At 66.5% G+C, this 12565-nt stretch carries 8 protein-coding genes; 6 read left to right on the top strand and 2 right to left on the bottom strand.

The genetic code is table 11. From position 1 onward, the window contains the following. Positions 1 to 12 precede the first annotated feature (12 nt). Together ODI_RS19470 and ODI_RS19465 are read left to right on the top strand one after the other, a co-directional pair. Positions 13 to 2373: a TonB-dependent siderophore receptor gene (locus tag ODI_RS19470; protein ID WP_162292305.1), complete on the top strand. Its 2361-nt coding sequence runs from the start codon at positions 13 to 15 to the stop codon at positions 2371 to 2373. A gap of 256 nt (positions 2374 to 2629) precedes the next feature. Beyond that, positions 2630 to 5236, top strand: coding sequence for an autotransporter family protein (locus ODI_RS19465; protein WP_067754294.1), 2607 nt, complete (start codon positions 2630 to 2632; stop codon positions 5234 to 5236). Between the two features lie 100 nt (positions 5237 to 5336). Here the strand turns inward: ODI_RS19465 and ODI_RS19460 are convergent, their stop codons facing one another. Then, entirely contained in the window at positions 5337 to 6821 is a 1485-nt protein-coding gene (locus ODI_RS19460; protein WP_067754297.1) for a TPM domain-containing protein, read from the bottom strand. A 172-nt stretch (positions 6822 to 6993) separates the two neighbouring features. Further along, positions 6994 to 7692 carry a response regulator transcription factor gene (locus ODI_RS19455; protein WP_067754299.1) on the bottom strand — a complete coding sequence of 233 codons (699 nt, stop codon included), beginning with the start codon at positions 7690 to 7692 and terminating at the stop codon, positions 6994 to 6996. A gap of 65 nt (positions 7693 to 7757) precedes the next feature. On the opposite strand from ODI_RS19455, the gene ODI_RS19450 reads away from it, so the two are divergent. From ODI_RS19450 to ODI_RS19435, 4 genes are all read left to right on the top strand, one after another. Next, on the top strand, positions 7758 to 9794 hold the full coding sequence (locus tag ODI_RS19450; RefSeq protein WP_067754302.1) for a sensor histidine kinase: 2037 nt from the start codon (positions 7758 to 7760) through the stop codon (positions 9792 to 9794). Positions 9795 to 9964: 170 nt separating this feature from the next. Further along, complete coding sequence (locus ODI_RS19445) at positions 9965 to 10936, top strand: aliphatic sulfonate ABC transporter substrate-binding protein (RefSeq protein ID WP_067754305.1); 972 nt, start codon at positions 9965 to 9967, stop codon at positions 10934 to 10936. 1 nt (position 10937) lies between these two features. Beyond that, positions 10938 to 11789, top strand: coding sequence for an ABC transporter permease (locus tag ODI_RS19440; protein WP_408635857.1), 852 nt, complete (start codon positions 10938 to 10940; stop codon positions 11787 to 11789). Positions 11790 to 11801: 12 nt separating this feature from the next. Further along, positions 11802 to 12536, top strand: a complete 735-nt coding sequence (locus ODI_RS19435) for an ABC transporter ATP-binding protein (RefSeq protein ID WP_067754308.1) — start codon at positions 11802 to 11804, stop codon at positions 12534 to 12536. Positions 12537 to 12565: the final 29 nt, after the last annotated feature.

Genomic DNA, 12565 nt, shown 5'->3' with positions numbered 1-12565 from the left:
GCCCCCCTTGCCGTGAGATTCTCCCTCCGCCTGCTTGCCGCCAGCATCGCCGCCGCCGCCGTGGGTTCGCAGCCCGTGCTGGCGCAGCACGCCGACGTCCAGCAACAGCTCGTACAGTTCAATATCGGCGCCGGCCCCCTGGGCGCGGCGCTGAACCAGTTCGCCCAGGACGCCGGGATATTCCTGGGCGGCTCGGGCAGCCTGACCGAGGCCAAGCAGACCGCCGGCCTGCGCGGCCGCTATCCGGTGGAACAGGGGCTGGCAATCCTGCTGGCGGGCACCGGCCTGGAGGCCCAGCGCACCGGTCCTGACCGTTATGCATTGCGGCAGGCGCTGGGTGCCGAGACGCTGGCGCCCGTTACCGTGACGGGCGGGCTGGCTGCCGCCGCGGCGACGGATGCCTTCATCGTCGACATGAGCGCCAGCGCGAGCAAGACCGACACGGCGCTGCACGAGACGCCGCGTTCGATTTCCGTGGTGACGCGCGCGCAACTCGATGCGCGTGGCGCGCTCAGCATGCCCGAAGCGGTGCAGTACACCGCGGGCGTGACCACGGGCGGCGCCGGCTTCGATCCGCGCTTCGACCAGATCTCCATACGGGGCTTTTCGGTCAATACCAAAGGGGATTACCTGGACGGCCTGCGGCAGACGCCGGGCATCTATGCCACGCCGCGCACCGAGCCCTACCTGCTCGAACGGGTGGACATCGTGAAGGGGCCGATGTCGGTGCTCTATGGCCAGGGCACGCCCGGCGGGCTCGTGAACCGCGTGTCCAAGCAGGCGCTGGATGCGCCGCTGCGTGAAGTGATGGTGACGGGCGCGACCCATGACCGCAAGCAATTGGCCTTCGACGTGGCCGATCAATTGAACGAGGCCGGCACGGCGCGGTTCAGGCTGACCGGCTTGACCCGCCGCGGCGAGCACGACCGGATGATCGCGGACGACCGCGACGTGCTGGCGCCGGTGTTCGACTTCCGGCTGGGCGAGAAGACGACGCTGACCCTGCGCGGCCAATACATCAAGGATGAAACCGATGCCGGCGTGGGCACCTATGTCGACAACGGCAGGCCCACCAGCCTGCGCATCAGCGATCCGGATTACGACCGCCAGCGGCAGGAGGAATACCAGCTGGGCTATGAACTGACCCACCGCTACAACGAGGCGCTGACGTTCAGCCAACGCCTGCGCTACGCCGACCTGGACATGGACGTGCGCTACCTGGACAACGCCGGCTTGCGGCCGGGGACGCGCGTGCTGGACCGCTCCGCCTGGTCCGTGGGCAGCAAGGTGGAGAGCCTGGTGGTGGACAACCACGCCCTGCTGCGCTTCGACACGCGGGATGTCGCGCACAAGGTGCTGGCGGGCGTCGACTATCAGTGGGTGGATTGGAACAACCGCATCGGTTATCAGGCCACGGGCGTTCCGCCACTGGACCTGGATCGGCCGCAATACGGCAATGTGTCCTTGGGTACGCCGCCCTATGACTTGGTGTCGGTCAAGCAGCGCGACGAGCAATACGGCTTCTATCTTTCAGAGCAGGCCAGCGTGGGCAAGTGGCGGCTGAACCTGGGCGGCCGCTACGACATTGCGCGGCAACGCAACCAGAACATCCTGACCGGCGCCGCGCCCACGCGCAAGCAGGACGAGGCCTTCACCTGGCAGGCAGGCGCGCTTTACCTGAGCGACAGCGGTTTCGCACCCTATGTGAGTTACGCCACCTCGTTCGTGCCCAATACCAGTTTGAACGCCACGGGCAAGCCGCTGGACCCGACGCGCGGATCGCAGATCGAGGCCGGCGTGAAGTTCCAGCCGCAGGGACAGCGCAGCCAGGTGACGCTGGCCGTCTACCAGATCGAGGAGAAGGATGCGGTGAGGACCGTCCCGGGCACGCCGTATTCCGAGCTGGCAGGGGTGCTGCGCTCACGGGGCGTCGAGCTGGAGATGCTGGCGGCGCTGGATAGCGGCCTGGACCTGATCGCCTACTACAGCTACAACCGCAGCCAGGTGACGCACAGCAATGATCCGGCCGAGATCGGCAAGACGCCCAGCCGCCTGCCGCGCCACACCGCGGGCGCGTGGCTGGACTATCGCCTGCCGCAAGGCCCGCTGGCGGGGCTGGGCTTCGGCGCGGGCGCGCGCTACGTCGGCAGCAGCTACGGCGATACGCTGAACACCCTGCACAACGACGCGTCGACCTTGTTCGACCTGGCGCTGAGCTATGACCCGAGCCAACGCCATCCGTCACTGAAGGGCTGGCTGGCCACGCTCAACGTGCAGAACGTGGCGGACAAGGAAGTGCCGGTATGCAATGGCGGCTATTGCTACCTGGGCATCGGGCGGCAGATCGTGGGCAGCTTGCGCTATCGCTGGTAGGCATCGGAATGCCGGCGTCTTGCGGCGCCGGCGCCACGGTCCGCAAGGCCCGCCACCCCGGGTGTGTGCCTGAATTTCCACAGATCACCTGCTCAATTCGCAGAACAAAAGGCCTTTTTCCGCACTACTCGCAATCGCTCAGATTTGCTCAGATTCGGCTGGACAACCTTCTCCATACTGCGGCGGAAGATTACAAATTGTCACCCTGCCGGGTGGCATGACATCTCCCTCACACCCTCCGCAGGAGAAGCCGTTCATGGCAGCCGCAAGTCGTACCGCCCTTCGGGCGTCCAAGTCCTTCATGCCCACGCTTACGCCGGCCTCGCGCCGCGGCGTCGCCCTAACGCGTACCCTGCTGGCCGCGCTGGGCCTGCTGTCCGGCGCGCCGGGGATGGCGCAGCAGTGGTGCACGACCGAAGGACCGTCGGTGGTCGTGTCGGACCAGCGCACGAGCTCCTGCTACCTGAACAACAACGGCTCGACGTTGACGGTCGAGGAGGGCGGTTCGATCATTGCGAACGGCAATACCTCGGTGATCTCCAACGGGACGGATTCGATCGTCAACAAGGGCCGCATTGCCCCCAGCAATTCCATGATGTCGGCGCTTGCCGCCAGTGGCGGCACGACGGTCCTGCTGCTGAACGCCGTGACCGGACAGATCGACGGCGGGACGGCGATCGTCAACAGCAACAGCAGCACCATCATCAGGCTCGAGAACCAGGGCAGGCTCGTGGGTAACGGCACGACCGTGTTCAACATGGGCGGCATGATCAGGACGCTTGTGAACAGCGGCACCATCGAGCGTTCGGTGACGGCGGGTAGCGGCCGTACGATCAACAACACCGGCACGATGGAGCAACTGACCAACGAGGCGTCGGGCAAGATCACCCAGAACGGCACCGGCGTTGTCATCCACAACACGGGCTCCATTCTGACACTCGTCAACAAGGGCGAAATCTCGGGCGGCACCGCGCTGCATAACACCGGATTCATCGACGAGTTCATCAACACGGGCTCGCTGATCGCGCCCGACGGCGAAGATGCGATCTTCAACGAAGGCCAGATCAACACCATCCGCAATGCCGGGTTGATCCAGGGTGGCGTCGGGCTGAACGGCGCCGTCCTGCACATCGATGGCGACAGCGCCCGCATGACCGGCCAGGTCAATGGCAAGGCTGGCAGCGCGGTGATCGTGAACGGCAGCTTCACCACCGACAACAACTTCTCCGTCGATCGCTTCGAAGTGGCGCAAGGCGGCAAGCTGCGCTTCGGCGGCAACCATTTCGTCAAGACCCGCGAAGGCGTGTTCCAGAACAACGGCGTGGTGACCGTGCCCGCCGGCGTGGTGGCGGACATCAGCGGCGACTACATCCAGTCCAGCACCGGCCAGTTGGCCATCGAGGCGATGAGCGCGTCGAATTACGGCAAGGTGGAGATCCGCGGCAGTGCGGTCTTCGACGCCAAATCGAAACTGCTGATCAGCGTGGGCGACGGCGCCACGCTGGCCAACCAGGACGTGCTGGCCGATGTCGTCAAGGCGGGCAGCCTGGAGGCGCCCCAAGGCTTCATCGTCGAGGACAACAGCGAGCTGTTCAACTTCCAGGCAGCGGTCAAGGGCAACAGCATCGAACTGCTGACGGTGCTGGACGACGGCTCCAACCCGGATGACGGCCAGGGCGGCACCGACACCGGCGGCGGCACGCCGCCGGCCGCCAGCGGCGGCGCGGTGTCCAAGCGCGTGAATGCGCAGGGTTTCGGCCAGGGCATGGGCGCGGCAGGCGTGCTCGACGGCTTCGTGTCCGGCACCGGCAACACCGGCGACGTGGCCAACATCGTGACCGCGCTGGGCCGCCTGGGCAGCCAGGAGGAGGTCGCGGGCGCCGTGGCGCAAACCTTGCCGCTGATGAGCGCCAACCTGAACCAGGTCGTGATCGGCGGCATGCAGGGCGTGAACCGCGTGATCCAGGGCCGCCTGGATGGCGTGGGCGGTTTCTCGGGCATGTCCTCGGGCGACGGCTACCTGGCCGACAGGCACCTGTGGTTCAAGCCGCTGGCCTCGTTTGCGGACCAGGACGATCGTGACGGCATTGCCGGTTACCGCTCCAACACCTACGGCTTCGTCTTCGGCGGCGACGCCGTGGTCGGGCAGGCCAGCCGCCTGGGCCTGGCCTTCTCGTATGCACGCAGCAACGTGGACGGCAAGTCGACCGCGCGCACCAACCGCGCCGATATCGATGCCTACCAGCTGATCGCCTATGGCAGCCACAGCGTCGCTTCGCTGCCCGACGTCGAAGTGAACTGGCAGGCCGACGTCGGCCTCAACCAGAACGACGGACGTCGCGTGATCAACTTCGGCGGCCTGGATCGCACCGCGAAGGCTGACTTCGACAGCACGACGGCCCACTTCGGGGCAGGCATCAGCCGTGGTTTCCAACTGAGCGACAAGACACGCTTCACGCCGTCGATCCGCAGCGACTACTTTCGCATCCGCAACGCGTCGTACACGGAGTCGGGCGCCGATGGCCTGAACCTGAGCGTGCGCTCGCAGACCAGCGAGCAATGGTTCGCCATGCTGGAAGGCCGTCTGCAGCACCAGCTGAATGATCGCCTGGCCGTCAGCGCCAACCTGGGCGCGGGTTACGAAATGCTGGGCGAATCGAACGGCATCACGGCCAGCTACGTGGGCGGCGGCGCGGCATTCCGCACGCCGGGCATGGCGCCGGGACGCTGGCTGGGCCGTGCGGGACTGGGCCTGGCCATGCACGCCAATGATCGCACCGAGATCACGGCGCGCTATGACCTGGAAGGCCGCAGCGGCTTCACGGCGCAGACCGCGTCGGTGAACGTGCGCTGGTCGTTCTAAGTCGAACCAGGCTGCGTTGCCGACGCAGCGATGAGGGAAGATTGGCGCACTTCGGTGCGCCAATCTTTCGCCCGGACTGGGCGTCTCCTGCCAGCGCTGTCTACCAGCGCCCGCCCGCACCGCCGCCGCCGCTGGAGCCGCCGCCAAAGCTCCCCCCCGAGCTTCCGCCGCCGCCACGCCTGCCCGAGCTTCCCGAGGAGCTGGACGGATCGCTCAGCCTGGCCAGCACCACCATGCCCAGCGACACCTTGAAGCTGCAGAACTCGCACGACTGTATTTTCTCGCCCGTGCCGGTCTTGCTGCGTGTTGCCGCTTCCCGTACCTTGATCTCGGGCTTGCCCAGCGTGAGTCCTTTGCACTTCGGGCATTCCTCGAAGGAGGATGCCTTGTCCCCGGCAAACGCAATCACTTCGATGCCGCCGGTCTCGTCCTGCCAGATCTCGAAGGACCTGGCGCGGATATTCTCTTCCTTCATCTGCTGCTCGGACAGATACTTCTTCTGGCCATCGCGCTTGAGGGTGTCCCGGTGTATGCGGGTCCAGGTGCCCGGCTTGGCGGGCGGCACGTCGCGCTGGCGTGCATGCCGGCTGTGCCTGGCCAGCTCGAAGTAGGCGCGGTAGGCGAGCGGCGACAGCAGCAATGGCACCAGGCTCAGCCTGGCAAACGACACGCGCATGTCCAGGCTGGTCTTCTCGTCCCTGGTGATCTTGCGCAGGAAGCCGCTGCTGCCGTAATACTGGTACAGCACGAGGAACACGCCGAACACCCCGGCGAACCAGGGCAGGTTCCTCATGCGGTAGACGCTGTCCACTTTTTCCATGAAGACGATCACGAACCCCGACAGGAACATGACGAACAGGAAGGTGAAGAGGGTGAACCAGAGGGTGTAGTTCGAGTACTGCTTGTCATTGAATCCGTGTTTCTTCAGCACCCGCTTGCGCGCCAGGCGCATCCAGACCGCCGCAAGCGTGAAGATGCCCAGGACCAGGCAGGTCTGCCGCAGCGGGACGGCGTGCCGGTTCCAGAACGTGGGGCGGTAGGCCTGCAGGCCGGCCAGCTCCAGGCCGTTGTCGGGAGACAGGAACACGCTTTCGACGGCCTTCGCGGCGGACAGCACGGCCATGTCCGTGTTGCCGTCCTTCAGATAAGGCACCAGATAGGACTCGCCGATCCGCCCCAGGAGCGCATCGGGAAGGATGCCCTCCAGGCCATAGCCCGTGATGAAGCGGTACTCGCGCCGGTCCATCGCCAGGAACAGCAGCAGGCCATTGTCGGCGCCCTGCTTGCCGATGCCCCAGTGCGAGAACAGGTCCATGGCGAAGGCAAAGTCGCTATCGCCTTCGTAGTCGTTGACGACGACCACGGCGAACTCGCTGCCGTTGGCGGCTTCGATGGCCTTGCCCAGGGCATCGATCTGGGCGACGGTGCCGGCGCCGAGATTGCCGTCAGGATCGCTGACGTAGTGATCCTGGCCGTGCGCCTTGGGGCTGGGCAGGGTGTCGACGGTGTATTGCGCAGCGGCAGCCAGGCACCAGAACAGGCCGATGAACGTGGCAAGCAGCGGGCCGAAGGTCTTGCGCATCATGGTTTCTCCGCCACCAGGAACAGGCGGCTGTGTTCGGCTTCGAATCGGGTGTACTGGGCGGCGGACCAGGTCATGGCGTGCATCCTGTGAGGCGGGCGGGGCTGTGCAACTGTATCCGCGCTGGCCTGCGGCTGCACCCAGGTTTGCCGTTTGTTTCCAGATGCCTGGGCGCTCAACCCCGGACGCGCGCCTCGGCATAAAAGCAATAGCCGCTGTTGCGCACTGTTTTCACCGGCAGGGCAATGCCGCTGAAGGACGCCACGCGGCGCCGCAGTCGCAGCATCTGGCTGTCCAGTCGGCGCTGGTCATAGGCGAGATAGTCCGCGCCCAGGGCTTCGACGATTTCGCGCCGGCTGATGTTCTCGCCGTCCTTGCGCATCAGGCAGGCCAGCACCACGGCGTCCTGCTGGGACAGGGGCACGGTGGGCGCGCCCGGGGCGTGCAGGACGCGCGGGCCCAGGTCCAGGACCCAGGCCGCCGCATCGGGGGGAGCGGCCTGCGTGCCCAGTTGCAAGCGTCTGGCCAGCGCGCCCAGCGTGGCGGCCAGCATGTCCAGGTCCACCCCCTTGCCAAGGTAGTGGTCCGCGCCGATCTCCAGGCCCTGTATCGTGTCCGCGCTGGTATTCCTGGCGCTGAAGACGATGATGCCGACGGGGTCGGCGGCGGTGCGCAGGTGGCGGATCAGGTCCAGCCCCGAGCCGTCGGGCAGGCCGAGGTCGATGACGGCGAGGCGATGGCGGCCGGGATCGAACTGCTGGTGGAACGCCTGCAGGGTGGACACGCACAGGGGCGCGTAGCCGAGCTCGGCCAGGAACTCTTCCAATTCCTGCCGCAGGACGGGCTCGTCTTCAAGCACAATCACGTCAAGCATGTCTGTGCCGGCCGTGTGTGCGATGCCTGGTGCGCGTGTTGCCATGCGGCCAGATGAAATCCACGATGAAACGCCAAGCCCAAAACCCCGATCTCCTTCGACACTTCCTGACGCTGATGGCATGGATGCTGCTTGCCGCCATGAGCCTGCCTGCCGCCGCGGCGGTGCTGCGCCTCGATGGCGTGGCGGTCCATGATACCGCCGGCTACGTGTCGCGTCTGGATGATCCCACGGGGCGCCTGAGCGCGAGCCAGGCCGCCGACGCGCCAGGTTGGTCCGGCATGCCGGGCAGCCTGAATGCCGGATTCACGTCGGCGGCGGTCTGGCTGAGGTTGACGGTGGCGGTGGGGAATACGCCGCCGGAGGGGTGGGTGCTGAAACTGGGCAATCCCCTGCTGGATGATGCGAGGGTGTACCTGCGGGTCGGGCAAGACTGGACCCCGCTGGGGCATAGCGGGGAGGACGTGCCGCGGGCCGACTGGCCGGTGGACTATCGCAGTCCGGCTTTCCAGTTCTCCCCGCCGGGACCCGGACAGTACGAGCTGTTGTGGCGGGTGCAAAGCAAGAACGCGCTGGCAACCCGCCTGACGGTGTGGGAGCGCCTGGCGTTCGACAATGCGTCACGCCGCGAAGGATTGCTGTCCGGCATGTATGCCGGTTTCTATCTCCTGCTGATCGGCCTGCACACCGCGTTCTGGCTGTGGACGCGCGCACCGATGAGCGGATTGTTCCTTGCCTACATCGGCAGTTGCGTACTGAACGAGGTGCTCTCGCTGGGCTTGATCCAGCAATTGAGCGGATTGCCCGTGGCATGGAGCGACCGCATGCTGGGCGTGGGCATTGCGCTGAGCCTGCCCATCGGCGTCACGATGGCGGTGCGCCAGCTGGGCCTGGACCGCTGCTTTCCCCGGACGGCTCGCTGGATCCTGCGGGCATGCTGGGCAGTGGCGGGCGTGGGGGCGCTGCTGATCCTGTCGGGACGCTATGCCGCGGGCATCCAGCCGGTGCAGATGCTGGCGCTTGCCATGATCTTCGTGCTGATCGGCTTCGCCAGCTATCTGCTGTTGCGCGGCTGGCGGCCCGCGCGCTATTTCTTGCCCGTGTTCGGCGTGTTCTATGCCGGGGTGCTGGTCAGCTTCCTGCGCAACCTGACCCTGTTGCCCACCTATGCCTTCACCGAGCATGCCTCCTTGCTGGGCACCATGGTGCACATGCTGCTGCTCAGCATCATCATCATCGGCAGCCACGAACGCCTGCGGCGTGAGCGCGAGCGGCAGCAGGCGAATGCCGCGGCCGACCTGGCACGCCAGCACAGCCTGAAGCTGGAAGAGGAAGTGGGCCAGCGCACGGCGGATCTTTCCCGGGAGATCACGCGGCGCGAAGGGGTGGAGGAGGACCTGCGCCAGGCCTTGGCGACGGAGCGCAAGGTGCTGGCGGAGCAACGGGACTTCGTGGCGATGGTGTCGCACGAATTCCGTACGCCGCTGGCCATCATCGGCACGTCGGCGCAGCAGTTGGGGCGGCACCTGGATGCGCCGGCGGAGAAAAGCCAGGCGCGCTGCGTGAATATCCGCGATGCCTCGCAGCGGCTGCTGGCGCTGGTGGATGAATACCTGACGGAAGACCGGATCCGGGAGCCGCGCGCGGAGCTGCATGATGCGCCGTGCGACCTCTCCGCGATGCTGGCCGACCTGGCGCAGGCGGCCGCGCCGGGCAGGATCCTGTGCGACGTCGCGCCGGCAGGCCTTTCCCTGCTCAGTGATGAAGGCCTGCTGCGCATCGCCTTGCGCAATCTGCTGGCGAACGCCGAGCGTCATGCGCCCCTGGATGATGTCGTGCGGGTCGTCGCCAGGCGGGTGGGGCATGCGGTGTCGATCGACGTCTCCAACAGCGGCCCAGCCATTGCGCAGGACGAGCAGGATCGCCTGTTCCAGAAGTATTACCGCGGCCAGAACGCCAGGCTGAAACCTGGCGCCGGGCTGGGCCTGTACCTGGTGCGCCAGATCGCGGCGCGCCTGGGCGGCTCCGTGGCCCTGGTCCAGGCGGGCGGGACGGCGCCAGTGACATTCCGCCTGCAATTGCCGGATCGCGAGGCGGGCTGAGCGGATGGCGGCGCATCGGCCGGGGCGCTGCACCGGGACTGCCTGCGATCCAACAGCCGCCGAAATAAGTTTCCCTCGATATAGTATTTAGCCCCGCCAGGCACGCCCCCTAGACTGCGTCGATCGATCCGGCCCTGCGCCGGCCTTTCTTCCAGTCTTGCGGGTGCTGCATGTCATTCCGATTCGTCGCTGTTTCTCTTCTTGCCGCCAGCGCGGTGCTTTCCGGGCCGGCGCATGGCGCCACGCCGCTGAAGGAAATCAAGCTGGACTATGCGTATTACTCGCCGCCCAGCCTGGTGATCAAGAAGCAGGGCTGGCTGGAAGAAGCCTTCAAGGCCAGCGGCACCGAGGTGAAGTGGGTATTCACGCGAGGCAGCAACAACTCGCTGGAGTTCCTGAACAGCGGCGCCTCCAACTTCGCCCTGACCTCCAGCGTGTCGTCCTTCGTGGCGCGCGCCAACGGGCAGCCGGTGAAGATCATCGTCAATTATTCCTGGGCCGAGCCCAGCAGCGTCGAGGTATTGCCCGGCTCTCCCATCAAGTCGGTGGCGGAGTTGAAGGGCAGGAAGGTGGCCGTCACCAAGGGCACCGATCCCTACTTCTACCTGCTGCGGGCACTGGGCGAGAACGGCCTGACGCTCAATGACGTCGAGATCGTCCACCTGCAGCATCCGGAGGGCAAGACCGCGCTGGAGCAAGGCCGCGTCGACGCGTGGGTGGGCATCGATCCGCACCTGTCGGCCGCCAAGGAGGCGGGCACGCGCACGATCTATGCGAACCCCAAGTTCGCGCTGGGCGCGGTCTTGAACACCAACGAGGCGTTCCTGAAGGAACACCCGGAAGCGGTGAAGACGGTGATCCGGACCTATGAACGTGCCCGCCAGTGGATCATCGATCATCCGCGGGAGATCGTGGACCTGGTCGCGGAAGAGACGAAGCTGCCGAAGGAAGTGGCGGCCAGGCAGATCGGCCGCATCGACTTCACGCGCTGGGTGCCGGGCGACTACACGATCGAGGCCATCAAGCCCGTGGTGCCGCTGTTGCAGGAGGGCGGCATCCTGCGCAAGAGCGCGAATGCCCAGCAGGCCCTGGATACGCTGATCGATGCCGCGCCGGCGACGGCCGTTTCCAAGGAGAAGTGAGGTGAGTCATGGCCCGGAGGGCAGTGTCTACCTGAGCGAGCCGCTGGCTCGCTCAAGCTCCCAGGCGCGGCCTGGCGGCGGTGCCTGGCGGTTGCCCGGATGGTTGCGTGGCCTGGCGCTTCCGATACTCGTTTTCGCGGCGCTGGAAGGCCTGGTTCGATCCGGCCGCATGCCCGACTACCTGATGCCGGCTCCCTCCCAGGTCTTCGAGACCATCCTGGACCTGGCGCACGGCCCGCTGTGGCAGCATATCGGCATCAGCACGTTCCGGGTCTTCAGCGGATTCGCCATCGGTGCGGCGCTGGCGCTGTTCATCGGCACCTGGGTCGGGCTCAGCCGTCGCGCCGAAGCGTACCTGGAGCCCAGCTTCCAGGCATTGCGCGCGGTGCCGGGATTGGCCTGGGTGCCGCTGCTGCTGATCTGGCTGGGCATCGACGAGGCCTCGAAGATCACCCTGATCGCCATCGGCGCATTCTTTCCCGTGTACCTGAACCTGGTCGCGGGCATCCGCAACGTGGACCGCAAGTTGGTGGAAGTGGGGGCGCTGTACCAGTTCTCCAGCTATCGCCTGGTGCGGCACATCTTCGTGCCGGCCGCGCTGCCTTATCTGTTCACGGGCTTGCGCCAGGCCTTGTCGATGGCCTGGCTGTGCGTGGTGGCCGCCGAGCTGCTGGCCGCGACCAAGGGCATCGGCTACCTGCTCACGGATGGGCGGGAAACCTCGCGGCCGGACCTGGTGCTGGTGGCCATCATCCTGCTGGCCGTGATGGGCAAGCTCACGGACTCGGTGTTACGGGCCTTGGAGACCCGGGGCCTGGGGTGGCGCGACAGCTACGCTGGCAAGCCGGGTTGAGCGGAGACTGCCATGTCGATTCTGCTCAACGTGAAGGTCGAGGAAAAGTGGTTCGGCGCCAGCAAGGTGCTGGAGGACGTCGAATTCAGCCTGGTGGAAAGGCAGGTCCTTGCCTTGCTGGGCCCGAGCGGCTGCGGCAAGAGTACGCTGCTGCGCATTGCCGCGGGCCTGGATGACGACTTCCGGGGCCAGGTGCGCCGGGGCGATGCCATTGATGCGCGCAGGCAGGCGCCCATTTCGTATGTCTTCCAGGAGCCGCGCCTGATGCCGTGGCTGACGGTGGCCGAGAACATCGGCTTCCTGGACAGCGGCCGCCAGCCGGACCGCGCCTGGGTGCAGGACCTGATCGACGCGGTGGGCCTGACCGGTTTCGAGCAGGCCTTGCCCAAGCAGCTGTCGGGCGGCATGGCGCAGCGCGCCGCGATTGCGCGGGGCCTGTATTCCCGGCCGCAGGTGCTGCTGCTGGATGAGCCGTTCAGCGCGGTGGATGCCTTCACCCGCATGGCCTTGCAGCAGCTGGTGCTGGACCTGATCGGCCGCTACGGCATCTCCATTCTGCTGGTCACGCACGACATCGACGAGGCCTTGTATCTTGGCGATGAGGTCATCGTGCTGGGCGCGCGTCCAGGGCGCGTATGCGCGAGGCTGGACGTGGCGCTGGCGCACCCGCGCGCGCGGGGGGATGCCGTCCTGGGCGAACTGAAGGAGCGCGCGCTGGCTGAGCTGCATGGCGCGCATGCGCTGTAACCTGGCTTGACGACCGGGGCCGTCCGCCG

This window comes from Orrella dioscoreae (assembly GCF_900089455.2).
Classification (GTDB): Bacteria; Pseudomonadota; Gammaproteobacteria; order Burkholderiales; family Burkholderiaceae_B; genus Orrella; species Orrella dioscoreae.
This window is presented reverse-complemented; position numbering and strand designations above follow the sequence as displayed.

Bases quoted from the DNA above. Each gene is read 5' to 3' on its own strand.
- ODI_RS19445 (WP_067754305.1), top strand. From the start codon at position 9,965: ATGTCATTCCGATTCGTCGCTGTTTCTCTTCTTGCCGCCAGCGCGGTG.
- ODI_RS19460 (WP_067754297.1), bottom strand. From the start codon at position 6,821: ATGATGCGCAAGACCTTCGGCCCGCTGCTTGCCACGTTCATCGGCCTG.
- ODI_RS19435 (WP_067754308.1), top strand. From the start codon at position 11,802: ATGTCGATTCTGCTCAACGTGAAGGTCGAGGAAAAGTGGTTCGGCGCC.
- ODI_RS19450 (WP_067754302.1), top strand. From the start codon at position 7,758: ATGAAACGCCAAGCCCAAAACCCCGATCTCCTTCGACACTTCCTGACG.
- ODI_RS19465 (WP_067754294.1), top strand. From the start codon at position 2,630: ATGGCAGCCGCAAGTCGTACCGCCCTTCGGGCGTCCAAGTCCTTCATG.
- ODI_RS19455 (WP_067754299.1), bottom strand. From the start codon at position 7,692: ATGCTTGACGTGATTGTGCTTGAAGACGAGCCCGTCCTGCGGCAGGAA.